We start from the raw sequence: 26434 nt of genomic DNA on the forward strand, positions 1-26434 counted from the left end.
TGCGGGCGCTGATGGGGCTGCGCCTGCGGCTGGTGGTGACCTTCACCCTCGTCGCGGTCGTGGCCACCGTGACCACCGGCGCGCTGACCTTCCGCGAGGCACGCACCGGGATCCTGCAACAGAGCCAGGACACGGTGATCGAGGAGTTCCGGCACCGCGTCAACACACTGGTCCCCAACTACCGGTTCCCGCCCGACGCGGCCGACCTGGAGTCGTTCGCCGACGACGTGTCCAGGGGCGGGCGGTCCCAGCCGTGGCGGGTGCTGGTCGCCTACCGGGAGGCGAGCGCGACCTCCGTCCCCGGGGACGCGTTCGGCGAACTGTCCCCGGCCATGCGCGAGTCGGTGCGCTCCCGCCGGGCCACCGTGTTCCAGCGGGTGTCGCACGACGGCCACTCCTCGCTGGTCGTCGGCATGCCCGTCACCTTCGCCGGCCAGTACACCACCGAGCGGCGCGCCTCCGGGCTCGAGGTCTACCTCACCGTGCCGCAGCAGGAGGAGCAGGGATACGTCGACGCACTGGTCAACGCCATCGAACGCGCCACCGTACCGGCCCTGGTCCTGGCCGTCCTGATCGCCCTCCTGGCCGCCCGCGGCGTGCTGCGTCCGGTGCGGGCGCTGCGCCGGGCGACCCGGAGCATCGCCGAGGGGCGGCTGGACACCCGGCTCGCGGTGCACGGCTCCGACGAACTCGCCGATCTCTCCCGCACCTTCAACGAGACCGCCGCCGCACTGGAGGGCTCGGTGGCGGAACTGCGGCGCATGGAAGCCGGCGCCCGCCGCTTCGCCGCGGACGTCTCCCACGAACTGCGCACCCCGCTGGCGGCGATGTCGGCGGTCACCGACGTGCTGGACGAGGACGCGGCCGGACTCGACGAGGACACCGCGACGGCCGTACGCCTGATCAGCACGGAGACCACCAAGCTGGCCGAGCTGGTGGACGACCTGATGGAGATCTCCAGGTTCGACGCGGGCGCGGCCGCCCTGCACCTGGACGAGATCGACCTCGCCGAGTCCCTGCGCCGCACGCTCGCCTCCCGCGGCTGGCAGGACACCGTGGAGACCGGCCTGCCGGAACCGGGCGCGCTGCGCGGCCGGGTCGACCCGCGCCGCCTCGACGTGATCGTGGCGAACCTCGTCGCCAACGCCCTGAGGCACGGCGCGCCCCCGGTGCGCCTGGACCTCCACGCCCAGGACGACCCCCGCGCCGGGCGGCAGGCCGTCGTCACGGTCCGCGACGGCGGGGACGGCATCCCCGAGAGCGTCCTGCCCCATGTCTTCGACCGCTTCTACAAGTCGGCCGACGCCCGCGCCCGGAGCGAGGGCAGCGGACTCGGCCTGGCCATCACCACGGAGAACGTACGCCTGCACGGCGGTACCGTCCGGGCGGCCAACCATCCCGAGGGCGGCGCCGTCTTCACGGTCGTCCTGCCGCTGCCCCCGGACGCCACGGAGGACCGGACGCCGCCCCCGGCGAAGGAGGACCGCACATGAACCCGTCCGCGCGCGCCGTCCCGCTGCTGCTGGCGGCGCTGCTCCCGCTCTCCGCGTGCGGCATCCCCGAGACCGGGGTGGTCGAGGCGGGCGAACCCGCGACCGGCGTCCTGGACCCGGGCGTCACCTCCGCGCCGTCGGAGTCCGTGCCCGAGGCGGTGCCCTTCGTCAAGGTCCCGCTCTACTTCGTCGAGAACGGGTCCCTGGTCGCGGTGGACCGCACGGTGCCGGGCCCGACCGACCTCGGCAGCACCCTGCTCATGCTGTTCAAGGGCCCCGACGACAAGGAGCGCGGGAGAGGGCTGACCACCGAACTGCCGCGCGCCGCCGAGGCTCCCACCATCCGCACCGACGGCACCGGCGTCAGCGTCCGGCTGCCGCGGAGCGCCGGAAGCCTCAGCGACACGGCGGTCGACCAACTGGCCTGCACCGTCGCCGTCGCCCGGCTCCACCAGGACCCGGCACTGGGGAGCGCGCAGGTGACCGTGGAGCAGCCCGGCGGCCGGCTGGCCGGCCGCTCCAGCGAAGACTGCCCCCTCGGCGCGGCGACCCGTGAGGCACCCCCGGCCCCCGGAACCGCGGCGGGCCCCCGCACCGGTACGACCGGCGGCGGAACCGGCGGCTGACGGCTCGCAGGCAACCTCAAGGATCTTCCTCCCCTCCTCCAACCGGGAGCGTCCGCACGGACGTTGCCCCGGAACCAGGAACCACCCAGGTGTTGAGGAGCGGATTCTTGATACGTGCTCGAACGATATGGGCCGCCGCGACAGCGGCCCTGACCCTGGTGGGCGTCGCGCCCGCCGCGGCCCAGGCCGCACCGGAACCGCCCGGCGGCGCCGCATCCCTGCGGGCGGCACCGGACGGCACCGCCGACCTGCCGCCCGGCTGGCAGATCACCGGCACCGGTACGGCGAGATCCCTTCAATGGCGCTCCCCGCGGCCCGTCCGGCCCGGTGACGCACGGGTGGAGTTCCACTCCGGCGGCCGGCTGCTCGGCGTACCCGCACCCGACCGCGACGGCAGGACCTTCCGTTTACCGCTGGACGAGACCCGCCCCGCCGCACCGCACGGGCTGACCGACCTCCAGGTCCGCGCCGCCGGCCGCCGGCTGGACCAGGAACCGGGCGCCGCCGCCCGACAGCGCCGCCCCGCCCAAGCGCCCCCGGCGAAACTCCCGCCGCTCCTCCCCGCCGGCACCGTCGACCCGGGCCGGCCCGGCCGGTTCGCCACGACCACCGGCGAGTACACCCTCGACCCGGTCCGGCTGCCCGGCCTGTCCGTCCCGGTCGAGATGCGCGGCCTGGTCGTCGCACCGAAGGGCACCACCGGCAAACGCCCCCTCGCGCTCTTCCTGCACGGCCGGCACGCCACCTGCTACGTCCCCGGCCAGGGCGAGGACGCCGTCACGATCGACTGGCCCTGCGCCGACGGCGCCCAGCCCATCCCCAGCCACCGCGGCTACCTCCAGGACCAGAAACTGCTGGCCTCCCAGGGCTATGTGACCGTCTCGATCTCCGCCAACGGCATCAACGGCCAGGACGGCGACCTCGCGGACGCCGGCGCCCAGGCCCGCTCGTCGCTGGTCCGCTCCCACCTGGCCCGCTGGGCCGACTGGTCCGCCGCGACCGCCACCGCCCCGGCCGCCGTCCGCCGCGGCCCGAAGGCCGACCTGTCCCGCGTCCTGCTTGTCGGCCACTCACGCGGCGGTGAAGGCGTCGACCGGGCGGCGATGGACAGCCTGTACCCGCCGCCCGCGGCCCAGGACGGCCAGAGGGGCCGGGCCCGCTGGAACATCCGCGGCACCGTACTCATCGGCCCCACCGCCTTCGGCCAGAACCCGGTGCCCGACGTGCCGTCCCTGACGATCCTGCCGGGCTGCGACGGCGACGTCTCCGACCTCCAGGGGCAGCTCTACGTCGACGGCACCCGCGGCGTGAGCCGGGGCCGCGCGCTGCACAGCGCGGTCCACATCACGGGCGCCAACCACAACTACTTCAACAGCGAATGGACGCCCGGCCAGGCCGCGGCCCCCGCCTCCGACGACTTCTGGGAGGACCCCGAGGCCCCCGACCCGGTCTGCTCGGCGGACAGCCCCACCCGGCTCACCGCCGGGCAGCAGCACCGGGCCGGCGCGACCTACATCGCCGCCGCCGCCCGGCTGTTCGTCGCCGGTGACGACCGGGTGCGCGAGCTGGTGGACGGCACCGGCCGCCGCGCCCCCTCGGCCGGACCGGCCCGGGTGCTGACCCACGCGGTCGGCGCCGGACGCGGTGCCGGGTTCCTGCCGGACGGCGGCGTGAAGGTGACCGGCGGCGGCCGCCTGTGCTCGGCGGTCGACCCCGATCCCGGCGTCGCCTGCCTCGGCGAGGACGCGCGCGGCTCCTCGCCGCACTTCGCGTACTGGTGGCCGGAGCGCGAGACCGGTCGCGGCGCGGTCGCCCTGGACTGGTCCGCACCCGGCACCGCGACCCGGGTCCGACCCGGCGCACCCGTCTCCCTGAAGGGCGCGAAGAGCCTCGCCCTGCGCGTCATCGTGCCGCCGGGCAGCACCGGCACCCGGCTCGACGTGTCCGTCACCGACGCGGCCGGCCGGCGTGCCACCCTCGGTGCCGTCCGCGCCGACGGCCTCCCGGGCAGCGACCGCACCGCGTCGTACTGGGCGCAGGAACTGCGCGTACCGCTCACCGCCGCCACCCGCGCCGGAATCGACCTGCGCCGCGTCACCACGCTGGAACTGACACCCCGTTCCCGGGCCGGCAAGGCCTGGCTGATGGACGCCTACGGGTGGCAGCCGGGCACCCCCCGGGTGCGGCCGGCCCCGCTGGCCCGCGTCGACGTCGGCCGGACGACGGTCGAGGAGGGCGACTCGGGCGTACGCACCTACCACGTCCCGGTCCGGGTCTCCGGCAAGGGCAGCGGCACGGTCCGGATGTACGTCATGGAAGGGTCCGGGTCGGCAGCCGAACAGCGCCTGGTCACCGTGCGCTCCGGCAAGCCCTTTGTCGACGTGCGCGTGAAGGTGACGGGCAACAAGCGCTACGGCGGCGACTCCGCCCACGACCTGCTGGTCAAGTCGGTCCACGGCTCCGTCGTCGGCTCCTACGTCGGCGGCGTGACGGTGCGGGAGGACGACCCGATGCCGGAGATCAGCGTGACGCCCGTCGCGGACAAGGTCACCGAGGGGCAGCCGCTGCGCTGGCGGGTATCGCTCTCGGAGCCCGCCGACGTGGAACTGGGCACGGCACTGGTGTCGGTCCCCGACGACACGCGTCCCGAGCTGTCCACCAAGGACGTCGACCACGACTGGCTCCTCGAGACGGTGGGGGAGGTCCCCGACGGGGAGGTCCCGCTGTCCCGGCTGGACTACTTCGCGCTGTGGGCCTCGGTCCCGCCCGGTGAGACGGACGCCGAGGTGACGGTGCCCACCGTCACCGACGAGGTCGCGGAGCCCACGGAGTACATCGGATTCCGGAACACCGACGACGACGGCGAGCCGCAAGGCCCGGTGCTGACCGGCACCGTGCTCGACGCCCGGTAACCCGATCGCCGCGCGCGGGTGCGGGCCCGGCACCGTCCGGTCCGCGCCCGCGTGCGCCGGGTGGCCCAACCGCCGGACGCCCGGCGCCGGCCTCGGCGTGGTCGTCGGGCCGAGCCCACGGCGCCTGGGTACGCTCCGCCGCATGGCGGTGGACAGAAGGACCGAGCCGCCGCGCCGGACACCGGCTCGGCAGCGGACGAACCGCACGCTGGGCCGGGCACTGGTGCGGTGGGCCACGACGACCGATCACAAGGTGATCGGCCATCTCTACCTGTCGACGTCGTTCGGCTTCTTCCTCTTCGGCGGCGTCCTCGCCCTGCTCATGCGCAGTGAACTCGCCCGGCCCGGGCTGCAGTTGTTCAGCAACGAGCAGTACAACCAACTTTTCACCGTGCACGGCACCATCATGATGCTGCTGTTCGCGACCCCGCTGTTCGCCGGGTTCACCAACGTCATCATGCCCTTGCAGATCGGCGCCCCCGACCTGGCGTTCCCCCGGCTGAACGCGCTGTCGTACTGGATGTACCTGTTCGGCGGCCTGATGGTGGTGGCGGGGTTCCTGACGCCCGGGGGAGCGGCCTCGTTCGGCTGGTTCGCCTACGCACCGCTGAACAGCGCCACCTTCAGCCCGGGCCCGGGCGGTGACCTGTGGACGATGGGCCTGGTGGTGAGCGGCGTGTCGACCACGCTCAGCGCCGTCAACTTCATCACCACCATCATCTGCCTGCGCGCCCCCGGCATGACCATGTTCCGGATGCCGATCTTCACCTGGAACATCCTGTTCACGTCGATCCTGGTGCTGCCCGCCTTCCCCGTGCTCACCGCCGCACTGCTGATGCTGGAGGCCGACCGGAAGTTCGGCGCGCACGTCTTCGACGCGGCCAGCGGCGGAGCGCTGTTGTGGCAGCACCTGTTCTGGTTCTTCGGCCATCCCGAGGTGTACATCGTCGCACTGCCGTTCTTCGGCATCGTCACCGAGATCATCCCGGTGTTCAGCCGCAAGCCGATCTTCGGTTATGTCAGCCTGGTCGGCGCCACCATCGCCATCACCTTCCTCTCCGCGGTGGTGTGGGCCCACCACATGTTCGCCACCGGCGCCGTGCTGCTCCCGTTCTTCTCCCTCATGTCGTTCCTCATCGCCGTGCCGACCGGGGTGAAGTTCTTCAACTGGATCGGCACCATGATGCGCGGCTCGCTCTCCTTCGAGACCCCCATGCTGTGGGCGTGCGGCTTCCTGGTGACGTTCCTGCTCGGCGGCATGAGCGGCGTCCTCATCGCCTCACCGCCCCTGGACTTCCACCTGACGGACTCGTACTTCATCGTCGCCCACCTGCACTACGTGCTGTTCGGCACGGTCGTCTTCGCGATGTTCGCCGGCTTCTACTTCTGGTGGCCGAAGTTCACCGGCAAGCTGCTCGACGAACGCCTCGGGAAGATCCACTTCTGGACCCTCTTCGTCGGCTTCCAGACCACCTTCCTGGTCCAGCACTGGCTCGGCGAGCAGGGCATGCCGCGCCGCTACGCCGACTACCTCGCCGCGGACGGCTTCACCGCGCTGAACACCATCAGCTCCATCGGCGCCTTCCTCCTCGGGCTGTCCACACTGCCGTTCCTCTACAACGTGTGGCGCACCCACCAGTACGGCGAGAAGGTCGAGCGGGACGACCCCTGGGGCTACGGCCGTTCCCTCGAATGGGCCACCAGCAGCCCGCCGCCGCGCCACAACTTCACCTCGCTGCCCCGGATCCGCTCCGAGTCCCCGGCGTTCGACCTGCACCACCCCGACATCAGCCGACACGATCAGAGGCATGTGCAGTGAGGACCGAATCCCGTCTGTTCACCGGTGTGGCGGTGTTCTTCGGCGCCGAGGCGGCGCTCTACGGCTGGTGGTCGCGCGAGCCCGCCGGCACCGCCGTGCTCGTCATCGCCTTCCTCATGGCCTCGCTCGTCGCGTTCTTCCTGCGCGTGCAGTACCGCAAGCGCGGCCTGCGGGCGCAGGACCGCGATGACGGCGAGGTCGTGGACACCGCGGGCCCGCTCGACTTCTTCCCGCCGCGCAGCGCCTGGCCGATCATGACCGCGCTGGCCGCGGTGGTGCTCGCCTTCGGCATCGTCTTCGGCCTGTGGCTGGCGCTGATCGGCTTCGGCCTGCTCACCATGGGGGCCGGCGGTCTGGTCTTCCAGTACGCCGACCGGGGCGCTCAGCGCTCCGGCTCGCCCGAGTAGGCGTCCCGTTCCGCCGGTGCCGCCGCCTCCGGTGCCGGTCCCCGCTCCGGCTCCGTCTCCGTCTCCTCGACGTCGACCCGGTCGCCGTAGTACCACTCGCTGAGCGTCGCCCGCAGGCGGCCCACGTGCGAGGCGTCGCCCTCCTTCGGGGACGGCGCGAGCGGCTCGGGCTGCCTGCGCGATCGCAGCACGTACCGCTCCTCGGGGTCGAGGGGCCCGTGGCTCTCGGCGTAGCCGCCCGCGAGGGTCTGGTGCACCTCGCCCGTCTCCTCACCCTCCGTCAGGCGCTCGCGGTCGCGCTCCTGCAGTGCCAGGCAGACGCGCTTGGCCACGACGAAGGCCAGCGGCGGCGCCAGCACCAGGGAGACGCGGAAGACCCAGGTGAGCAGGTTCAGCGAGACGTGGAAGGTGTGGGCGAGGATGTCGTTGCCGCCGGCCAGCAGCAGCACACCGTAGAAGACGATCGCGGCGACCCCGAGCCCGGTGCGTACCGGCCTGTCCCGGGGCCGGTCGCACAGGTGGTGTTCCTCGTGGTCGCCCGTCACCCACCGCTCGAAGAACGGGTAGGCGTACAGCACCGCGAACAGGGCGCCCGGCAGCAGGACCGCCGGCACCAGCACGTTCCACATGACGGTGTGGCCCGCCACCGCCGTCTCGAACGGCGGCATCAGCCGCAGTGAGCCCTCCAGGAAGCCGACGTACCAGTCCGGCTGCGAGCCCGTGGAGACGACGTAGGGGCGGTAGGGGCCGTACGTCCAGATCGGGTTGATCTCGGCCACCGCCGCCAGCACCGTCAGGAGACCGAAGACCATGAAGAACAGGCCGGTGGAGTTCGTCATGAACTGCGGGAACAACGGCTTGCCCACCGCGTTGCGGTCGGTGCGCCCGCGGCCCGCCCACTGGGTGTGCTTCAGGTAGAACACCAGGATCAGGTGGAGCGTGACCAGCGCGACCAGCAGTGCGGGGAGCAGCAGGATGTGCACCGAGTACAGCCGCGGCACGATGTCGTGGCCCGGATACTCGCCGCCGAACGCGAACATGCTGATGTACGTCCCCACCACCGGGAGGGACAGCATGATCCCCTGGGCGATGCGCAGCCCCGTCCCGGACAGCAGGTCGTCCGGGAGCGAGTAGCCGGCGAAGCCCTCGGCGAGCGCCAGCACGAAGAGGGTGACACCGATCAGCCAGTTGACCTCACGCGGTCGGCGGAACGCCCCGGTGAAGAAAATCCGCAGCAGATGCACCCCGATGGCCGACAGGAACACCAAGGACGCCCAGTGGTGCACCTGCCGGATCAGCAGCCCGCCGCGCACGTCGAAACTGATGTCCAGGGCCGAGCGGTACGCCTCCGACATGCTCATGCCCAGCAGGGGTTCGTACGAGCCGTCGTAGACGACCTCCGACATCGAGGGCTTGAAGAACAGCGTCAGCCAGACCCCGGTCAGCAGCAGCACGACGAAGCTGTACAGGGCGATCTCGCCCAGCAGGAACGACCAGTGCTCCGGGAAGGCCTTGCGCAGCAGCCCCCCGCCCTCGGAGACGGGGAGCCGCCCGTCGGCCCAGTTGACGGTGTGTTCGCCCGCGTGACGGGCCCGCGCACCGGCGCGGGCCCTTCTCCTCTGCAACAGCACGGCGCATGGATTCCCCACCGCCGACGCCGGAAACTACGCTCCGATCACGCACCGTCACCCTTCGGGTTGCCCCGCTCGTGCGGAGTGCCCCGCGCCGCGGTCAGCGTCCGCCCGTGCCGCCGCTGCCGAAGGAGCCGCTGCTGCCCTCGTCCCAGCGGGGCCGCTCCTGGTCGGAGGCGGTACGGCTGCCCTGGTGCCCCATCTCGTGCGGCAGCGTGCGGTCGTCGCTGCGCGGCATCTCGTTCGGCTCCCGACGCTCCCGCTCCTCGTGGACGGGACCGCTGTCGGGCATACGGGGCTGTTCCTCGGGGCGCGGGGGCGGCGACTCCCGGCGCTTCTGTCGGCTGCCGAAGGCGAACGCGCCGATCAGCACGGCCACCACTACTACGGCGGCGATGATCAGCCAGACGGGAAAACCGCCGGAGCCGCTCGCGGCCAGATCCATCCATGCGTTGCTCATGGAGCGCGGGTACCCCCGGCCCGCGTGACCAACCTGATCACCGCGATCGCGGTGCGGCCGCGACGGTCCGGACCCCCTGGGAATCACCGGGTCCGGCGGTTTGGCGCGGCAACCGGCGGCAACCCGCGCGGTGTGACATCGACGACGACTTCCCAGCAGGAACTGTTCCGCTTCCTCGAGGACCGCTTCGCGTGCGCACAGGCGTGCACCGAGTGCGCCCGGGCCTGCGCCCTGCGGGCGAGCCTCGTGGACCCGGACGGGACCGAGAACCAGGAACTCGTACGGCGCAGGGGCATCATGTGCGCGGAGGTCTGCGACGCGACCTGCCGGGTGCTGTCCGAGCAGAACCAGGTGGAGGAGTCCGCGATCCGCGCCCAGCTGGAGTGGTGCCGCCAGGTGTGCCTGGAGAGCGCGCACGTCTTCGACGGCCACCCGGGCGCCGAGGAGAGCGCGCGGGCCTGCCGCGACTGCGCCCGCGCCTGCGGAGAGTTCCTCGCCACCCTGCGCTGAGGCCCTGGGAGCACCGGGCGCGACGCGTTAGCCTGCCCGTATGACGGCGACGGACGGCGATCCGGGGCTCTTCGGCCCGGACTCCGTGACCTGGCAGGCGCACGGCGACCCGATGATGTGGGTGGCCGGCATCCGCGCCCTCTACCTCCAGGCCCTGCACCCGCGCGCCGTGCGCGGCGTGATGCAGAACAGCGACTTCCGGCGCGACGCCTGGGGCCGCCTGATGCGCACCGCGGGCTTCGTCGGCACCACGACGTACGGCACCACCGAGGCCGCCGAGCGGGCCGGGGCCCGGGTGCGGAAGATCCACCGCATGCTCGGCGCCACGGACCCGGTCACGGGGGAGCGCTACGGCGTCGACGAGCCGGCGCTGCTGCTGTGGGTGCACTGCGCCGAGATCGGCTCCTACCTGCACGTCCTGCGCCGCTCCGGATTCCCGCTCACCGACGCCCACGCCGACCGCTACCTCGCCGAACACCGGCACAGCGCCCGACTCGTCGGCCTCGACCCCGCCTCCGTACCCGCGAACGAGGCCGAGCTGGCCGCCTACTTCGCGCGGGTACGGCCCGAACTCGAAGCGGGAGCGGAGGCGCACGAGGTGGACGACTTCCTGCTCCGCCCGCCCGTCCACCCCCTCCTGCTCCCGGCCCGCGAGCTGCTGTGGCGACGGGTCGCCTCGCTCGCGTACGACTCACTGCCGCCTTACGCGCACCAGCTCTACGGCAGACCCGCGCCCCCGCCCGCCACCGTCACCCGCCGACTGCGCGCCACGGGCACCCTGCTGCGCCGCATCCCGGCACGTCTGCGCTGGCAGCTGCCGCCCCAACACATCCTGCGCGCCATGGCACGGCTCGGCCCGGCCGCGCGCCCGGCGCCGTACAACATCGGACGACAAGCGGCCGTACTGGACCGGCCAAGGGAGGGCGGGGCGGACTGAACCACGGGGGCGGGGCGACGCCATGGGGGCCGGCTCGGCCGCACCGCCGAGGCCGCGGAGCGGTACCGCGGGGTCGCGGCACCGCGCGGGGCGGCACGCTGACCGCGGACGGTGCCCGTCGGCGGGCTGGCCGCCCCCGATCCGCCCGTGTTACCAAGAGCCATGACGACCCCGCCCCGCACCTCCCGCGCCTTTGACGCCGTCATCGTCGGCGGCGGCCACAACGGCCTGGTCGCCGCCGCCTACCTGGCCCGGGCCGGGCGCTCCGTGCTGGTTCTCGAACGGCTGGACCACACCGGCGGGGCGGCCGTGTCCACGCGGCCGTTCGCCGGGATCGACGCACGGCTGTCGCGGTACTCGTACCTGGTCAGCCTGCTGCCCAGGAAGATCGTGCGGGACCTCGGCCTGGACTTCCGGGTGCGTGCGCGCACCGTCTCCTCGTACACGCCCGTGGAGCGCGCCGGGCGGCCCACCGGGCTCCTGGTCGGCGGGGGCGAGCGCCGCACCCGCGCGTCCTTCGCCCGGCTCACCGGCTCGGAGCGGGAGTACGCCGCCTGGCAGCGCTTCTACGCCCTGACCGGCCACGTGGCCCAGCGGGTCTTCCCGACCCTCACCGAACCGCTGCCCACCCGGGACGAACTGCGCCGCCGGGTCGACGACGAGACGGCCTGGCGGGCCCTGTTCGAGGAGCCGGTCGGCGTCGCGATCGAGGAGCACTTCGCCGACGACCTGGTCCGGGGCGTGGCCCTCACCGACGCGCTGATCGGCACCTTCGCCGACGCCCACGACCCCTCGCTGGTCCAGAACCGCTGCTTCCTCTACCACGTGATCGGCGGCGGCACCGGCGCCTGGAACGTGCCCGTCGGCGGCATGGGCGCCCTCACCGACGCGCTGGCCGACGCGGCCCGCGCCGCCGGTGCCGTGCTCGCCACCGGACACGAGGCGGTGCGGATCGACGCGGACGGGCACACCGCCGAGGTCACCTACCGCTCGGCCGACGGCGAGCACGTCGCCGCTGCCCGCCACGTCCTGGTCAACGCCTCCCCGCGGGACCTGGCGGCGCTCACCGGACAGGCGCCGCCCCCGCCCGCCGAGGGCGCCCAGCTCAAGGTGAACATGCTGCTGACCCGGCTGCCACGACTGCGCGACCCCGAGGCCGACCCGCGCGAGGCCTTCGCCGGAACCTTCCACATCGCCGAGGGGTACGAGCAGCTGGCCGCCGCGCACGCCCGGGCGGCCGCCGGTGAACTGCCCGACGCGCCGCCCTCCGAGATCTACTGCCACTCGCTGACCGACCCCACGATCCTCGCCCCCGGCCTGGCCGCCGAGGGCATGCACACCCTCACCCTGTTCGGCCTGCACACACCGGCCCGCCTCTTCGCCCGGGACAACGACGCCGTACGCGAGGAACTGCTGAAGTCGACCCTGGCCCAGCTCGACGCCCACCTCGCCGAGCCCCTCGCGGACTGCCTGGCGACCGACGCCGACGGGCGGCCCTGCATCGAGGCCAGGTCGCCGCTCGACCTGGAACGCGACCTGCGCCTGCCCGGCGGGAACATCTTCCACCGCGAGCTGTCCTGGCCCCACGCCCAGGAGGGCACCGGCCACTGGGGAGTGGAGACCGGGCAGGCGAACGTCCTGCTGTGCGGCGCGGGCGCCGTGCGCGGGGGAGGGGTGAGCGGGGTGCCGGGACACAACGCGGCGATGGCGGTGCTGGACGGCACCGGGGGCTGAGGGCGCTTGCGCGCGGCTAGTCGGCCGACGCCGTCCACCCCACCGCCTCCACGCGCGCCGCGTCCGCCGGGCGCGCGTCGTGGAACAGGACGCCGCCGCCCGCCTCCACGCGCAGCCCATCGGCGTACGCCCCGCGACCCACGTACAGCCGGTCGGTCGTGTACCGCCAGCGCAGGGTGAGGCTCCGCGCGGCCGGGAGGCCGGCGGTCAGTTGGTGCCAGACGCGTCCCGACCAGCCGGTGGCCGAGCCCTCCGGATGCTCCCGGGGCGCCTCGCCGCGGTGCGTGGTGGTGAACGGCACGGGTTGCCAGCCGGCGCCGCCGTCGGTCGACGCCTCCAGGACCAGGGTGTCCGAGCCGGGCTCGGTGTCCCACCACAGCGCGCAGCGCAGCCGGGCCCGGCCGGCCGATGTGTCCAGGGCGGGCAGCGTGAGCGTGGCCGTGGCGGAACTCGCCGTCCCCGAGAACCACGCCGTGCGCCCGTGTGCCGGACGGACCGGCACCGCCCGCGCCAGGTTGGTGCCCGCCGCCACCCGGGGAGCCGACCCGGAACGCCAACCGCGCACCGGGTGGACGGAGTTGCCGAGCACGACGAGGAACGAGTCGGTCGTCGGGTCGAGCACCAGCGAGGTGCCCGTGAAACCGGTGTGCCCGGCCGTGCGCGGTGTCGCCATCGCGCCCATGTACCAGTGCTGGTACAGCTCGAAGCCGAGGCCGTGCTCGTCGCCCGGGAAGTCGGTGTTGAAGTCGGTGAACATCAGCTCCACCGACTCCGGCCGCAGGACGCGGGCCCGGCCGTAGGAACCGCCGTTGAGCAGCGTACGGCCGAGGACCGCGAGGTCCCACGCCGAGGAGAACACCCCCGCGTGACCGGCGACGCCGCCCAGGCTGAAGGCGTTCTCGTCGTGCACCTCGCCCCACACCAGACCGCGGTCCAGGCCGGACCACGGCTTGCGGGCGTCCTCGGTGGCCGCGATCCCCGGCCGCCAGGAGGCGGGCGGGTTGTAGCGGGTGCGGGTGAGACCGAGCGGCTCGGTGATCTCGTCGCGCAGCAGCACGTCCAGGGTGCGGCCCGTGATCCGCTCCAGCACGAGTTGCAGCGAGATCAGGTTCAGGTCCGAGTACAGGTACGCGGTCCCGGGGGCGTTCACGGGCGCCTCGTCGTAGACGAGCTGGACCTTCTCCTCGTACGTGGGCGCGGCGTACAGCGGGATCCACGCCCGGAAACCCGAGGTGTGGGTGAGCAGGTGACGGGTCGTCACGCCTTGCTTGCCCGCCCGGCCGAAGTCCGGCAGGTGCGAGGCGACCGGCGCCTCCAGCTCCAGCGCGCCCCGCTCCAGCTGCTGCACGGCGAGGATCGAGGTGAACAGCTTGGAGATCGACGCGAGGTCGAACACCGTGTCCCGGGCCATCGGGATCTGCTCACCCGCCGGGAACTCCACGCCGGTGTCGGTCGCCTCGTCGTAGGACCGGTACCGCACCGCCATGCCGATCGGTTCGTGCAGCGCCACCGTGCCGCCCCGGCCGGCGAGCAGCACGGCGCCCGCGTACCACGGGTGCACGGGGGACGGGCCGAGGAACGTCTCGGCGTCGGTGACGAGCTGACGCAGATGGCCCGGGAGCAGTCCGGCGCGTCCGGCGGTGCCGTGCCGCAGGGTGGGGCGGCGGCCCTGGCCGGAGACGGCCTCGGCCGGCCCGGCCGCGAACGGGGCGATGGCCAGGGCACCCCCCAGGGCCAGGGCACCTGCGCCCAGTTGACGCCGTGTGCATCCGTTCGTCGCCTGACCGGCCATCGAAGAGTCTCCCGCCGCCGAAGCTGAAAGTATCTTTCCCGGATCGCCGTGCGGAGTGAAACTTTCCTGTCAGTGACGGGTCGTGTCAATGGGGTGAGCGGAGCGGATGCGCGGAGCCGTCGGGCGCACGCACCGCTTGACCCGTCCCCGCCACCGGCCGAGGATCAGGTCATGACGCCCGGACACGGCAGCACGGTCGACGGGGTGCTGCGGCGCAGCGCCCGACGCACCCCGGCACGCGTCGCGGTGGAGTACCGCGACCGCTCCTGGACTTACCAGGAGCTGGACACCGCGGTCTCCCGCGCGGCGAGCGTCCTGCGGGGCGAGGGACTGTCCCCCGGCGACCGGGTCGGTGCCTACGGCCACAACTCCGACGCCTACCTGATCGCGTTTCTGGCCTGCGCCCGCGCGGGCCTGGTGCACGTCCCGGTCAACCAGAACCTCACCGGCGACGACCTCGCCTACCTCGTCGGCCAGTCAGGCAGCACCCTGGTCCTCGCCGCCCCCGGCCTCGCCGCCCGGCTCCCCGGCGGGACCCGCACCCTGCCGCTGTGCGACGCCGACGACTCGCTCCTGGCCCGCCTCGCCTCGGCGCCCGCGTACGACGGCCCCGAACCGGGCGCCGAGGACCTGGTGCAACTGCTCTACACCTCCGGCACCACCGCGCTGCCCAAGGGCGCGATGATGACCCACCGTGCGCTGGTGCACGAGTACCTGAGCGCCATCACCGCCCTGGACCTCGGCGCCGGAGACCGCCCCGCGCACGCGCTCCCGCTCTACCACTCGGCGCAGACGCACGTCTTCCTGCTGCCCTACCTCGCGGTCGGCGCGACCAACGTCATTCTGGACGCGCCCGACGGCGACCGGCTCTTCGACCTGATCGAAGCGGGCCGCGTGGACAGCCTCTTCGCACCGCCGACCGTGTGGATCGGCCTCGCCAACCGCACCGACTTCGCCACCCGCGACCTCGACGGCCTGCGCAAGGCCTACTACGGCGCGTCGATCATGCCGGTGCCCGTCCTGGAGCGGCTGCGCGCCCGCCTGCCCCACCTCGCCTTCTACAACTGCTTCGGCCAGAGCGAGATCGGCCCCCTCGCCACCGTCCTCGGCCCGGACGAGCACGAGGGCCGCATGGACTCCTGCGGCCGCCCCGTCCTGTTCGTCGAAGCGCGCGTGGTCGACGAGGACGGCAAGGACGTGCCCGACGGCACACCCGGCGAAATCGTCTACCGCTCCCCGCAGTTGTGCGACGGCTACTGGGACAAGCCCGAGGAGACCGAGGCCGCCTTCCGCGACGGCTGGTTCCACTCCGGCGACCTCGCCGTACGGGACGCGGACGGCTACTACACCATCGTCGACCGCGTGAAGGACGTCATCAACTCCGGTGGCGTCCTGGTGGCCTCCCGCCAGGTCGAGGACGCCCTCTACACGCACGACGCCGTCGCCGAGGCCGCCGTGATCGGCCTGCCCGACGAGCGGTGGATCGAGGCCGTCACGGCCGTCGTCGTCCCGCGCGGCGAGGTCACCGAGGACGAACTCATCGCCCACGCCCGCGAGCGGCTCACCGCGTTCAAGGCGCCCAAACGCGTACGGTTCGTGGACGCCCTGCCGCGCAACGCCAGCGGAAAGATCCTCAAGAGGGAACTGCGGGACCGCCTCACCGGTTCCTGACGCGGCATTCCGGTGGTGCGACAGAACGGCGGCCGGTGGGCGATCTCCTTCGTGTCTCTTCGCACCGCACTTCCCACGTGGCCTGTCGGCGGTCCGACCCGATCGCTAGGCTGGCCGCGCACGACGAAACCGGGAGGAGCACGGACGTGGCCGAGAGCACCACCCACCAGCGCCCGCTCATGGGCTGGGACAAGCCCGAGCTGGACCTCAGCAACGCGCAGTGGCAGTCCAGCAGCCGGGGCCTGGGGGATGTCCAGATCGCCTTCGTCGAGGGGTTCATCGCCATGCGGAACAGCGGCAGCCCGCAGAGCCCCTCCCTGATCTTCACCCCGGCGGAATGGGGCGCGTTCGTGTCGGGAGCGCGGGAAGGGGAGTTCGACCTCACGTAGGCACCGCGGGAGTGCGCCGACCGGCCGAACCCGGGTGTCCGGTCCGCCGCCGGGGGGAAGTGCGTACTCCGGAGGTGAGGACCCATGAGCACCCTGCCGGTCATCGCGGCGGTCGACGGTTCCGACGACGGCCTGCGCGCCCTGGACTGGGCGCTCGACGCCGCCCACCGGCGCGAGGCACCCCTGCGGGTGGTGCACGTCCGCCAGTACGCCGCCTGGGCCCAGACCGACGTCCTGGTCGCGGGCCCGCCGGACACCGCCGAGGACCCGGCGCTCGACCAGGCACGCGCGCACCTCCAGGGGCGGGCCTTCGCCGTGCCGACGGAGTACGTGGGCATGGAAGGCGTACCGGGCGCCCTGCTGCCGGAACTGGGCGCCGACGCCCAACTGCTCGTCCTCGGCTCCCGCGGCCGGGGCGGCTTCACCGGCCTGCTGCTCGGCTCCAACGGCATGGCCGCCGCCCGCGACGCCGAATGCCCCGTCGTCGTGGTGCCCCGCCCCGGACGCGAGGTCCACGGCGAGGCATCCGCCGAACCCGGCCCTCGGGTGGTGGTCGGCCTGCACGTGGACAGCCCCGACGAGGCCACGCTGACCTTCGCCTTCACCGAGGCCGAGCTGCGCGGCGCCCGCCTCCAGGTGGTCGCCGCCTACCCGTGGCCGGTGCAGACCTGGGCCGCGGCGGGTCAGATGATGCCCCTGGTGATCGACGAGGTCTCCGTCGAGAGCGAGACGCGGGTCCTGGCCGACGGCCTGCTCGCCCCCTACCGCGGCCGCCACCCCGACGTCCGGGCCGACACCCACGTCGTGCCCGGCGACGCCGCCGGGAACCTGGTCGCGGCCGCCAGGGACGCCGACCTGGTCGTCGTCGGCCGGCACCGCCGGCGCCTGCTGGCTCCCGCCCGCATGATGGGCTCGGTCACCCACGCCGTGCTGCTGCACGCGGCCGCCCCGATCGCGGTGGTGCCACCGGCTCCCCCGGAGGAGTGACACCCGGCCCGTCCGGCCTGCCTATCATCGGCCCCATGCAGGACTCGCCCGGCAAGGACACCCGGATCGCACTCGACCTCGCGCTGACCGTCCGGCACGACGGACACGGCGGGATCGCCGACGACCTGGCCGACCCCGCCGGACTCACCGCCTGGGTCGGCGCGCACCCCGGCGTCCTGCCCGGCACCGAGGGTTTCGCGGCCGACGCCTCCGCCCTGGCCGCCGTACGGGACGTACGGGCCGCCGCCCGCGCCCTCTTCGCCCGCGCCGTGCGCCCCGGCGAGCCGAGCCCCGCCGACGCCGCCCGGCTGCTGCCCGTGCCGCAGGCCCTGCGGCTCCTGAACGAGGCCGCCGCCCGCACCCCCACGGTCCCCGTCCTGGCCTGGGCGGACACCGCCGAGCCCGTCGTGCGTGCCGTGCCCGCGCAGGGCGCGCGGGCCGACCTCGCCGCGGCCCTCGCGCAGGCCGTGATCGGCTTCCTCGCGGGGCCCGACCGGCAGCGGCTGCGGGCCTGCCACGCACCGCGCTGCGTGCGCTACTTCCTCAAGGAGCACCCGCGTCAGGAGTGGTGCAAGCCCTCCTGCGGCAACCGGGCCAGGGTGGCCCGCCACCAGGACCGGCACCGGCGGACCGGGTAGCCCGGCCGGACGGCCGCCCGCACGTCGCCCGGGGCCCTCGGCCACGTACCATTGCGGCATGTCGTTCCTCCGCCGCCGCAGCGCCACACCCGCCGGGCCCGACTTCGACGTACTGGCCATGGACCCGGGCGACTGGCCCGGCAACCTCGGCGCCGGTCTGCTGCCCGCGCCCGACGGCAGCTGCCAGGGCGTCTTCCTGCGCTACGACCTGTTCGGCGGCCGCGGCCCCGCGATGATCATCGGCAACCTCCCGGACGGCTCCCCGGCCCGCGACGTCCCTGAGGGCGAGATCCCCTTCGAGGTGGCCCAGCTGCTCCTCGCGCTGGAGAACGACGAGGAGATCACGGTCGTCGGCGCCGAGGACGTTCCCGTGATGCAGGGCGACAACCTGCTCATCGTGCGCCGCCTCAAGCTCTCCGAGAGCCGGATCTCCTGCGTGCAGTTCGACCGCAGCGACGGCGTCCTGGTGACCATCGCCGCCTGGGACCGCCCCATCACCGACGATCTGTACGCCCTGCTGAAGCCGCTCCCGGCGGAGCTTTTCCAGCAGGGCTGAGACCCGGCTCCCCGGCCTCGGCCTACCGGCCTACCGCACGTCCGAGACCGTCACGTCGGCGGCGCGCACGTACGCGACCCGGTGGCCGTACTGGATCTCGTAGTACTGGTCCTTTCCGGTCACCACCCGGTGCGAGGCCGCGTCGAAGGTGACCGCGTAGTAGTACTCGCCGGGCACCTTCTCACCGACCGCGTACTTCTGCCCCGCGGGCAGGGTGTACGGCAGCGGCGACACCGCCTGGGCCGGCACGTCCGCCGGGTAGGCGGCCTTCTCCGGGTACGCGCGCCCGTACACCGGGACGCTTGCCAGACCCTTCCTCGGAGTGAGCACCCGCCCCGACGCGGGCACCGCCGCCGGACTCTTCGCCGGGTTGCGGAACCACGCCTTCTGTCCCAGGTACCAGATGGCCGTCCAGTCGCCCCAGCGGTCGGCCACCGCGTACTGCTGGCCCGTGGAGACCCGGGAGGACAGGTCGTTCACCCCGGTCGTGGGGGTGGTGCCGAGGCCGATGTCCTTGATCAGCGGCGCGTTCACGTCGTGGTCGGAGTACAGCCGCACCTCGCTGGAGCCGTGCGCCGCGCAGGGCGTCCCCGCCGTCTCGCAGCCGGTGTACTCGGGGCGGTTGGCGTCGTAGTCGGGGCGGATCGTCACCAGGGACGACTTCTTGCCCGCGGTCGGCTCGAAGGGGCGGCCGAGCAGCTGGAAGTAGTGCCGCCAGTCCCAGTACGGGCCCGGGTCGGTGTGCATGCCCGGGATCGTCGCCGTGGTGGTACCGGGCACGTTGTCGTGGCCGAGGACGTGCTGCCGGTCCAGCGGGATGTCGTACTTCTTCGCCAGGTACTTCACCAGCCGCGCCGACGACCGGTACATCGCCTCCGTGTACCAGGCGTCCGGTTCCGCCAGGAAGCCCTCGTGCTCCAGGCCGATCGACCCCGCGTTGACGTACCAGTTGCCCGCGTGCCAGGCCACGTCCTTGGCCTTCACATGCTGGGCGATGTGGCCGTCGGTGGAGCGCAACGTGTAGTTCCAGGACACATAGGTGGGGTCCTGGACCATGTTGAGGACACCGTTCCAGGTGCCCTCCGTGTCGTGCACGACGATGTAGCGGATGCGCTGGGAGGCCGGCCGGCTGCCCAGGTCGTGGTTGCCGTAGTCGCCGTCCCCGAACTCCTCGTACGGCGCGGGGACCCACTCGCAGGACACCGACTTCGGGCACTCCGTGCCGGCCGCGGACGCGGCGCGCAGGCCCGCGTCGTCCAGCTGCGAGACGTCCGGTGCCACGTCGGGGCGGGCGGCCAGGACGACCCGCTGACCGGCGTCCGTGGTGCGCCGCTCACCCGTGCGGATGACCTGGTACACGTCGTCGGCGTACGCCGCCGCCGTCGCGGAGTCCTCCGCGCCTGAGAAACGGGCCACCGCCGCGTACCAGTCCGCCGGGTCGGCACTGAGCGGCTCACCCAGTTCCCGCTGCGCGGCGGCGAGCAGCGCGGCACCGCCGGACACGTTCGCGGCCGGGTCCGTGCGCAGCGCCTCGGGGCTCAGCCCGGTCAGCTCGGCGGCCCTCGGCAGCGTGGTCAGCCGGGCCGGCAGGTCGGTGGAGGGAGCGGGGGCACCGCCCGCCGGGCGCAGTGCGGCGCGCGCGTCGTCGCCGCGCGGGTCCTCGGAGCCCTCGCCGTGGTGCGACGCCCCGGCCAGGGCGGTGCGGGCGTCGGTGAGGTGCAGCGGGCCGTAGCCGCCGGTCACACTCGGCGCGCCCCCGTGCGCGTTCCAGCGGGACTGAAGGTAGGAGACGCCGAGCAGGACGCTCTGCGGCACGTGGTACTCGGCCGCCGCGGTGGCGAACGCCCGCTGGAGGCGGTCCGGGGCGGGTGGCGCGTCGGGAGGCGCGGCGGCGGACGGTGCCGCGCCGAGCAGCGGCAGCAGCAGAGCCGCGGTGGCCAGGGCGGGCACGACGGGGGTTCCTCGCAAGGCGGCCTCCTGTGACGGTGGGGCAGGACGGGGCGTGACGGGGGTGCGGGGCCGGGCGTGGGTCAGTGGTACCCGGCGGTCGGACGATCCGTCAATCATGCCGTCATGGCGGCGATTTCCCACGTCAGCCAGGGTTCGGCGAGTTTCGTGGCGGCGGCCCACCGGCCTGCGCGGCGTCAGTGGCGTACACCAATGGCCCCTGCACACACCCGGGTGGCGCACACGCGAAATCCGCGGTGCGCCCCCACCCGGGGGGCGCACCGCGGACTGTCGTCTTCCTCTGGCGTCTTTCTCTGGTCCCCGCCGTCAGCGGGTGCCGACCGCCGCCCGCACGGCCCGCCGGGCCATCTGGCAGTCGTCGTGCAGCCGGCGCAGCAGCAGCCGCTGCTCCTCGCCGGTCGGCGCGGCACCGGGATGGGCCGGCGCCGACGGTGCCGCGGCCGTGTCGTGCATCGAACGCTGCACGGCCGTCTCGTACGTACGGATCTCCCTGGTCAGTACGAGCATCAGGTTCACCAGGAAGGCGTCACGCGCCGCCGTGCCCGTCGACTGCGCGATCTGGCTGATCTGACGGCGGGCCTCCGGGGCGTCGCCGAGGACGGCCCACAGGGTCGCCAGGTCGTAGCCCGGCAGGTACCAGCCCGCGTGCTCCCAGTCCACCAGCACCGGACCCGCCGGTGACATCAGGACGTTGGACAGCAGCGCGTCACCGTGACAGAACTGGCCCATGCCCTGCCGGCCGCCCGCGTGGGCGATGCCGTGCAGCAGCTTTTGCAGGTCGCCCAGGTCCCGGTCGGTGAGCAGCCCCAGCTCGTGGTAGCGGGAGATCCGGGCGGCGTAGTCCAGCGGGGCGTCGAAGGTGCCGGCCGGCGGCCGCCACGCGTTGAGTCGGCAGACCGCCCCGATGGCCGCCCTGATGTCGGCCCGCGGCGGGGCCTCCAGGGGATGCCGCTGCAGCGCCGCCACCCGTCCGGGCATCCGCTCGATGACCAGCGTGCCGTTGTCCGGGTCCGCCGCGATCAGTCTCGGCACCCGCACCGGGGGGCGCTGCCGGACGAACGAGCGGTATGCCCCTATCTCGTGCCGACTGCGTTCCGCCCACGCGGGGGAGTGGTCCACTAAGCACTTGGCCACCGCCGTGCTGCGCCCGGTGGTGCCGACCAGGAGCACGGACCGCCCGCTGCGCCGCAGTACCTGCACGGGGGAGAACTCCGGACAGATCCGGTGCACGGCGGCGATCGCCGTGCGCAGTTGGGCCCCTTGGGGGCCGGACAGGTCGATTCTTCCGCTGAGCGGCTGGGTGCCGGGCCCCGCGCCGAGCCGCGCCCTGCCGGCCCCGAGCACCGGGGCCGCCGGACGCGCGGGGGCGAGATAGGGGCCGCCACCCGCCGTCGGGCGGGGGTGCAACGAGCGCTGCGGGGCGGACACGGAGGACGATGCTGCGTACATGGGCGAGACAGATCCCTTCGTGTGCCTGCTGTGCCTGCCTGAAGAAGTACCGGTCCGGTCCAGCCCGTTCGCTGCCGGAGAGCACCTCTTCCGAAAGCCGTCGCGCCGCCCGACCGGCCGCCCGGGGCCACCCTGGGGAGTACCCCCACGGAGACCGGGTCGGGGTGGCGCATTCCTACCTGACACCCGGCCGCCCGTGGCACACCATCTGGCGCACCCTGGCGAACGGTGGCGAATAGTCGCCCGGCAACCCGCACGGGGCTACTGTCAACTCAGCCGAGAACCTGGGGGCTTGACGTGAGCGGAGAACCCAACACCCGTCTTTCGGACCTGTTCGGCCTGGCCGGCTGGTCCAAGGGCGAACTCGCGAGGCTGGTCAACCGGCAGGCGGCGGCCATGGGCCACCCCCAGCTGGCGACCGACACCTCGCGGGTGCGGCGGTGGATCGACATGGGAGAGATCCCGCGCGATCCGGTGCCGCGGGTGCTGGCGGCTCTGTTCACCGAGCGTCTCGGCCGTGTCGTGACCATCGAGGACCTCGGTCTGGTCCGGCACGGGCGTGCGGGGAAACGGCCACCCGGCGGGAGCGAAGAGCATCCCGACGGCGTGCCGTGGGCGCCCGAGCGGACCGCGGCGGTCCTCACCGAATTCACGGGAATGGACCTCATGCTCAACCGACGCGGCTTGGTGGGCGCGGGCGCCGCGCTCGCCGCGGGCTCCGCACTCAGCAGCGCCATGCACGACTGGCTGCACACCGACCCGGCCCTGGCGGCCGACGCTCCCGACCCCCACCACCCCCTGCACGCCGACCCCGCCGGGTTCGACCGCTACGAGGCCGCCCCCATCGGGTCGCAGGAAGTGGAGGAACTGGAGCGCTCGGTCGAGGTGTTCCGCGCCTGGGACGCCGCCCGCGGCGGCGGTCTCCAGCGCAAGGCCGTGGTGGGCCAGCTCAACGAGGTGGGCGGGATGCTCGCCTACCACCACCCACCCCATCTCCAGCGGCGCCTGTGGGGCGTCGCCGCCAACCTCGCCGTCCTCGCGGGCTGGATGTCGCACGACGTCGGCCTGGAACCCACGGCCCAGAAGTACTTCGTCATCGCGGCGCACGCCGCCCGCGAGGGCGGTGACCGCCCCCGGGCGGGCGAGGCGCTCTCCCGGGCGGCCCGCCAGATGGTGCACCTGGGGCGTCCCGACGAGGCCCTGGACCTCATGAAGCTCGCCCAGTCCGGCTCCGGCGAGCAGGTGCTGCCGCGCACCAAGGCCATGCTGTACACCATCGAGGCCTGGGCGCAGGCATCCATGGGCAAGGGCCAGGCGATGCGCCGCACCCTGGGACGGGCCGAGGACCTCTTCGTCTCCGACAAGGCGGACGGGCCGGCCCCGGACTGGATGCAGACGTTCAAGGAGGAGGACCTGTACGGCATGCAGGCCCTGGCCTACCGGACGCTGGCCGAGTTCGAACCGGGAGCCGCCGCGCACGCCCAGCACTACGCGGACAAGGCCCTGGCCCTGAGGATCGACGGCCGGCAGCGGTCGAAGATCTTCGACTACCTGTCGATGGCCTCCGCGTGCTTCATCGCCGACGACCCCGAACAGGCGGACCGGTACGCGCGTCTGGCCCTGGTGTCGATGGGGTCCAACTCCTCCCAGCGGACCTGGGACCGGCTGCGCCAGATGTACCGGCTCACCGCCGAGTACGCCGGTTACCCGAAGATCCAGGAGCTGCGGGAGGAGATCAAGCTGGCCCTGCCGAAGGTCAAGTCACCCGGCAGGTCACCCAAGGGGAAGGGACGGGGCGGCAGCGTCGCGCCGGCGTAGGCGACGACGCTCTTCACGCGGGACTCCCGCAGGTCTCACAGCGTCACCCGGGCCATCAGCACACAGGCGTCCTGACGACCCGGAAACCCACCGAGCTCCCGTGTCACCGTCCGTACGCCGTCCTGTGCGGAGCCCGCCCCGGTCAGTCGGGGGGCCAGCGAGAGGAGGAGCTCCACGGCCGCCGGTTCGAGTGCCCCGGTGTGCAGGAGCAGCAGGTCGCCCGCTTCCAGGGTCGCCTCGGCCTGCCCGGACGGCCCGTCCCGTCCGGTCAGCGCACGCCCCGTTCCGCCGCGGAAGAGCAGCGGGGCGGGGCCCGAGGCGTGGGCCCAGGTCAGGGTGCGGGTGTCCGGCCGGAAGCCGCAGTACACGGCGTCGTGCACCGGCGGCAGGGCGGTGGTCCGGAGCAGTTCGGCCAGCCGGTCCCGGAGCCCCGCGGGCCGGGTGCCGGCCAGCGCCAGGCCGCGCAGGGCGCCGATCAGCATCACCGGGCCGTGCGCCTCGGTCTCCGAGCGACCGAAGCCGCCGACGGTGAGCAGGGTTTCGTCGTCGGCTCCGAGCGGACACGCGTCGTACCACCCGTCGTACCGGGACCGCGGGCCGGTGAGGCTCGTGGCGGAGGCCGACGGGAGGTGCGCGGCGGCCAGGTCGAGGCCGGGCCGTCCCGCCTCCGGGAACCGGAGCAGACCGTGCCAGGGCGGCGGCGGAGGATACCGGAGCGAGTCATGGGTCTCGCTCACCGCCCGCTGGCTGCGGCGCAGTTCGCTTACGTCCCGGAGCACCGCCCACATCGAGGCGGTGCTGCCGTCGGCGTCGAGGACGGGCTCGCCCATCATGTGCACGGTGCGTACGGTGCCGTCGGGGCGCACCACGCGGAACTCGCCGTCGATGGGCCGGGCGTCGACGAGGCAGTCGGTGACCATCGCGGTGAGCTTCGGGCGGTCCTCGGGGAGTACCAGGGACGGGAGTTCGTCGAGGCTGAGCGGGACGGACGCCGGGTCGCGGCCCAGGATGCGGAAGAGTTCCCCGGACCACTCGGCCTCGTCCGTCAGCAGGTTCCACTCCGCGCTGCCGACCCGGCTGAGCAGTGAACCGGCGCGGGGCGCGAGCGCGGGGCCGTCCCGCAGCTGCGCCAAGTGCGCGTCTAGGTCGGTGAGTTGGTGCAGCGCCAGGTCGTACAGGGCGCGCTGCCAGCGTCCCCGGGGGTCCGTGGTGTCGTCCTGGCTGTCCCGCCGTACCGCGTCCACGTCGCCCCGCAGCCGCCGGGCCTGCGATATGAGCGCCTCGACCGAGCCGGGTCCCGGTGGCTGGGCGGCCGGGTGGTCCGCGGAGAGATGGGACGACATGACGCACTCCGATGTGCTGACGGTACGACCAAGGGGAACCGGGGCTGACGGAAGGACCGTTACGACTGTTGCACAGCCCGCCATGCCCCGTAAGGGATTCGGCGACACACGATACGGTGGTGCTTCCGGCATATGCCACAGTCTTCCCGGGGTGACTCGGCTACGCGCTCGGCGTACCCGTGGACCGGGGCAAGTCGTAGGTTCGCTACGGGACTTGAAGGGGATCGGACCCCGAGGGCGTCGTCGCTCTGACGTTCGTCGGACCCTTGTTCTATGCCGGGTCGTACAGGGCCGGACGGGGCGCCAGTTCGACGGACGTGCGCGCGCCCGTCTCCAGCGCCCGCACCCCGGCCTCGGCGACCGCCGCCGCCGCGTACCCGTCCCAGGCACCGGGCCCGGTGACCCGGCCCCGACGGGTGGCGTCCACCCAGCTCCGCACCTCGCGGTCGTAGGCGTCGGCGAACCGCACGAGGTAGTCCTGCGCCACTTCCTCCCGGGCGCCGCCCTCGGCCGTCACCACCATGGTGTGGGCCGCGCCGATCCGGGCGCTGCCCGCCTCGCAGACGGCCTCGCAGCGCACCTCGTAGCCGAAGCCGCAGTTGACGAAGACCTCCACGTCCACCACGGCGCCGCCCTCGGTCTCGAAGAGCACGAACTGCGGATCGAGCAGGCCCTCGGGCGCACCGGCCGACGGCCGCGGACGCACCACGGTCACCGCGCTCAGCTCCTGGCCGAGCAGCCAGCGGGCCGCGTCGATCTCGTGCGAGACGGAGCTGTTGACCAGCATCGCCGAGGTGAAGTGCGGCGGAGAGGAGACGTTGCGGTGCACACAGTGCAGCATCAGGGGCCGGCCGAGGCGTCCGCCGTCCAGCAGGGACTTCAGCCGCTGGTACTCGGCGTCGTACCGCCGCATGAACCCGATCTGCGCCAGCCTCCGGCCGAGACGCGCCTCCGCCTCCACCACCCGCAGCGCACCCGCGGAGTCCGGCACCATGGGCTTCTCGCACAGCACCGGCAGCCCCCGCGCGAAGGCGGCCAGCAGGGCCTCCTCGTGCGCCTCGCCGGGCGAGGCGATCAGGACCGCCTCGACGCCCGGCGCGTCCAGGGCGGCCTCGGCGTCCGTGTGCACGACCACCCCGGCGATGCCGCCCACGGCCTCCTTCGCCCGCTCGGCGTCGGGGTCCGCCACCGCGGCGACCCGGGCACCGCTCACCACCCGGTCGAGGCGTCGTATGTGGTCGGCGCCCATGTGTCCCGCACCCAGGACCGCCACACCCAGAAGTCCACTCACGCC

General features: G+C 73.4%; 21 protein-coding genes. 14 read left to right on the forward strand and 7 right to left on the reverse strand.

Going from position 1 to position 26434, the window contains the following annotated elements:
- Nucleotides 1-11 precede the first annotated feature (11 nt).
- The 5 genes from ACIRGB_RS31265 to ACIRGB_RS31285 all read left to right on the forward strand — a co-directional run bounded on the left by ACIRGB_RS31265 (nt 12) and on the right by ACIRGB_RS31285 (nt 7257).
- Nucleotides 12-1493 (forward strand): ATP-binding protein, encoded by a 1482-nt coding sequence (locus ACIRGB_RS31265; protein ID WP_403872249.1) that lies wholly within the window; start codon nt 12-14, stop codon nt 1491-1493.
- Nucleotides 1490-2119, forward strand: coding sequence for a hypothetical protein (locus tag ACIRGB_RS31270; protein WP_403872070.1), 630 nt, complete (start codon nt 1490-1492; stop codon nt 2117-2119). The genes ACIRGB_RS31265 and ACIRGB_RS31270 overlap by 4 nt, the downstream gene beginning before the upstream one ends.
- Before the next feature lie 107 nt (nt 2120-2226).
- Complete coding sequence (locus tag ACIRGB_RS31275; protein ID WP_403872072.1) at nt 2227-5031, forward strand: hypothetical protein; 2805 nt, start codon at nt 2227-2229, stop codon at nt 5029-5031.
- Between the two features lie 97 nt (nt 5032-5128).
- Complete coding sequence (ctaD, locus tag ACIRGB_RS31280; RefSeq protein ID WP_403872074.1) at nt 5129-6850, forward strand: cytochrome c oxidase subunit I; 1722 nt, start codon at nt 5129-5131, stop codon at nt 6848-6850.
- A complete protein-coding gene (locus ACIRGB_RS31285) occupies nt 6847-7257 on the forward strand; it encodes a cytochrome c oxidase subunit 4 (protein WP_403872075.1) in 411 nt (136 codons plus the stop codon). The genes ctaD and ACIRGB_RS31285 overlap by 4 nt, the downstream gene beginning before the upstream one ends.
- On the opposite strand, the gene ACIRGB_RS31290 is transcribed toward ACIRGB_RS31285, so the two are convergent.
- Together ACIRGB_RS31290 and ACIRGB_RS31295 are read right to left on the reverse strand one after the other, a co-directional pair.
- Nucleotides 7233-8888, reverse strand: coding sequence for a cytochrome bc complex cytochrome b subunit (locus tag ACIRGB_RS31290; RefSeq protein WP_403872077.1), 1656 nt, complete (start codon nt 8886-8888; stop codon nt 7233-7235). The two genes, ACIRGB_RS31285 and ACIRGB_RS31290, sit on opposite strands and share 25 nt — an antisense overlap.
- A 100-nt stretch (nt 8889-8988) precedes the next feature.
- On the reverse strand, nt 8989-9348 hold the full coding sequence (locus ACIRGB_RS31295) for a DUF6479 family protein (RefSeq protein WP_403872079.1): 360 nt from the start codon (nt 9346-9348) through the stop codon (nt 8989-8991).
- A 132-nt stretch (nt 9349-9480) separates the two neighbouring features.
- Between ACIRGB_RS31295 and ACIRGB_RS31300 the strand changes: the two genes are divergently transcribed.
- The 3 genes from ACIRGB_RS31300 (at nt 9481) to ACIRGB_RS31310 (ending at nt 12529) form a co-directional block, all read left to right on the forward strand.
- Entirely contained in the window at nt 9481-9858 is a 378-nt protein-coding gene (locus ACIRGB_RS31300) for a four-helix bundle copper-binding protein (protein WP_403872080.1), read from the forward strand.
- A gap of 40 nt (nt 9859-9898) precedes the next feature.
- The gene (locus tag ACIRGB_RS31305) at nt 9899-10795 is read left to right on the forward strand and encodes an oxygenase MpaB family protein (RefSeq protein WP_403872082.1); all 897 of its coding nucleotides are present in this window, start codon (nt 9899-9901) and stop codon (nt 10793-10795) included.
- Between the two features lie 162 nt (nt 10796-10957).
- Nucleotides 10958-12529 (forward strand): phytoene desaturase family protein, encoded by a 1572-nt coding sequence (locus ACIRGB_RS31310; RefSeq protein ID WP_403872084.1) that lies wholly within the window; start codon nt 10958-10960, stop codon nt 12527-12529.
- A 16-nt stretch (nt 12530-12545) separates the two neighbouring features.
- Here ACIRGB_RS31310 and ACIRGB_RS31315 read toward each other — a convergent pair whose 3' ends face one another.
- Nucleotides 12546-14321 (reverse strand): serine hydrolase, encoded by a 1776-nt coding sequence (locus ACIRGB_RS31315; protein ID WP_403872086.1) that lies wholly within the window; start codon nt 14319-14321, stop codon nt 12546-12548.
- Between the two features lie 171 nt (nt 14322-14492).
- On the opposite strand from ACIRGB_RS31315, the gene ACIRGB_RS31320 reads away from it, so the two are divergent.
- From ACIRGB_RS31320 to ACIRGB_RS31340, 5 genes are all read left to right on the forward strand, one after another.
- The gene (locus tag ACIRGB_RS31320; RefSeq protein ID WP_403872087.1) at nt 14493-15992 is read left to right on the forward strand and encodes an acyl-CoA synthetase; all 1500 of its coding nucleotides are present in this window, start codon (nt 14493-14495) and stop codon (nt 15990-15992) included.
- 146 nt (nt 15993-16138) lie between these two features.
- Nucleotides 16139-16381 carry a DUF397 domain-containing protein gene (locus ACIRGB_RS31325; RefSeq protein ID WP_030182473.1) on the forward strand — a complete coding sequence of 81 codons (243 nt, stop codon included), beginning with the start codon at nt 16139-16141 and terminating at the stop codon, nt 16379-16381.
- A gap of 84 nt (nt 16382-16465) precedes the next feature.
- Complete coding sequence (locus tag ACIRGB_RS31330; protein WP_403872088.1) at nt 16466-17368, forward strand: universal stress protein; 903 nt, start codon at nt 16466-16468, stop codon at nt 17366-17368.
- 35 nt (nt 17369-17403) lie between these two features.
- On the forward strand, nt 17404-18006 hold the full coding sequence (locus tag ACIRGB_RS31335) for an ABATE domain-containing protein (protein WP_403872090.1): 603 nt from the start codon (nt 17404-17406) through the stop codon (nt 18004-18006).
- Between the two features lie 58 nt (nt 18007-18064).
- Complete coding sequence (locus tag ACIRGB_RS31340) at nt 18065-18562, forward strand: hypothetical protein (protein ID WP_403872092.1); 498 nt, start codon at nt 18065-18067, stop codon at nt 18560-18562.
- Between the two features lie 30 nt (nt 18563-18592).
- Here ACIRGB_RS31340 and ACIRGB_RS31345 read toward each other — a convergent pair whose 3' ends face one another.
- Both ACIRGB_RS31345 and ACIRGB_RS31350 read right to left on the reverse strand, forming a co-directional pair.
- Nucleotides 18593-20512 carry an N-acetylmuramoyl-L-alanine amidase gene (locus tag ACIRGB_RS31345; protein WP_403872251.1) on the reverse strand — a complete coding sequence of 640 codons (1920 nt, stop codon included), beginning with the start codon at nt 20510-20512 and terminating at the stop codon, nt 18593-18595.
- Nucleotides 20513-20836: 324 nt separating this feature from the next.
- A complete protein-coding gene (locus ACIRGB_RS31350) occupies nt 20837-21979 on the reverse strand; it encodes an aminoglycoside phosphotransferase family protein (protein WP_403872094.1) in 1143 nt (380 codons plus the stop codon).
- A 297-nt stretch (nt 21980-22276) separates the two neighbouring features.
- Between ACIRGB_RS31350 and ACIRGB_RS31355 the strand changes: the two genes are divergently transcribed.
- Nucleotides 22277-23797 carry a hypothetical protein gene (locus ACIRGB_RS31355; RefSeq protein ID WP_403872096.1) on the forward strand — a complete coding sequence of 507 codons (1521 nt, stop codon included), beginning with the start codon at nt 22277-22279 and terminating at the stop codon, nt 23795-23797.
- Nucleotides 23798-23832: 35 nt separating this feature from the next.
- On the opposite strand, the gene ACIRGB_RS31360 is transcribed toward ACIRGB_RS31355, so the two are convergent.
- Both ACIRGB_RS31360 and ACIRGB_RS31365 read right to left on the reverse strand, forming a co-directional pair.
- Nucleotides 23833-25140 carry a PAS domain-containing protein gene (locus tag ACIRGB_RS31360; RefSeq protein WP_403872098.1) on the reverse strand — a complete coding sequence of 436 codons (1308 nt, stop codon included), beginning with the start codon at nt 25138-25140 and terminating at the stop codon, nt 23833-23835.
- A gap of 271 nt (nt 25141-25411) precedes the next feature.
- Nucleotides 25412-26431, reverse strand: a complete 1020-nt coding sequence (locus ACIRGB_RS31365; protein ID WP_403872100.1) for a Gfo/Idh/MocA family protein — start codon at nt 26429-26431, stop codon at nt 25412-25414.
- Nucleotides 26432-26434: the final 3 nt, after the last annotated feature.

The organism is Streptomyces sp. NPDC102490, assembly GCF_044765285.1.
Classification (GTDB): Bacteria; Actinomycetota; Actinomycetes; order Streptomycetales; family Streptomycetaceae; genus Streptomyces.

Excerpts from the sequence above, each read along its gene's own strand:
- ACIRGB_RS31265 (WP_403872249.1), top strand. The coding sequence starts at position 12 with ATGGGGCTGCGCCTGCGGCTGGTGGTGACCTTCACCCTCGTCGCGGTC.
- ACIRGB_RS31270 (WP_403872070.1), top strand. The coding sequence starts at position 1,490 with ATGAACCCGTCCGCGCGCGCCGTCCCGCTGCTGCTGGCGGCGCTGCTC.
- ACIRGB_RS31295 (WP_403872079.1), bottom strand. The coding sequence starts at position 9,348 with ATGAGCAACGCATGGATGGATCTGGCCGCGAGCGGCTCCGGCGGTTTT.
- ACIRGB_RS31305 (WP_403872082.1), top strand. The coding sequence starts at position 9,899 with ATGACGGCGACGGACGGCGATCCGGGGCTCTTCGGCCCGGACTCCGTG.
- ACIRGB_RS31310 (WP_403872084.1), top strand. The coding sequence starts at position 10,958 with ATGACGACCCCGCCCCGCACCTCCCGCGCCTTTGACGCCGTCATCGTC.
- ACIRGB_RS31315 (WP_403872086.1), bottom strand. The coding sequence starts at position 14,321 with ATGGCCGGTCAGGCGACGAACGGATGCACACGGCGTCAACTGGGCGCA.
- ACIRGB_RS31320 (WP_403872087.1), top strand. The coding sequence starts at position 14,493 with ATGACGCCCGGACACGGCAGCACGGTCGACGGGGTGCTGCGGCGCAGC.
- ACIRGB_RS31330 (WP_403872088.1), top strand. The coding sequence starts at position 16,466 with ATGAGCACCCTGCCGGTCATCGCGGCGGTCGACGGTTCCGACGACGGC.
- ACIRGB_RS31335 (WP_403872090.1), top strand. The coding sequence starts at position 17,404 with ATGCAGGACTCGCCCGGCAAGGACACCCGGATCGCACTCGACCTCGCG.
- ACIRGB_RS31340 (WP_403872092.1), top strand. The coding sequence starts at position 18,065 with ATGTCGTTCCTCCGCCGCCGCAGCGCCACACCCGCCGGGCCCGACTTC.
- ACIRGB_RS31350 (WP_403872094.1), bottom strand. The coding sequence starts at position 21,979 with ATGTACGCAGCATCGTCCTCCGTGTCCGCCCCGCAGCGCTCGTTGCAC.
- ACIRGB_RS31360 (WP_403872098.1), bottom strand. The coding sequence starts at position 25,140 with ATGTCGTCCCATCTCTCCGCGGACCACCCGGCCGCCCAGCCACCGGGA.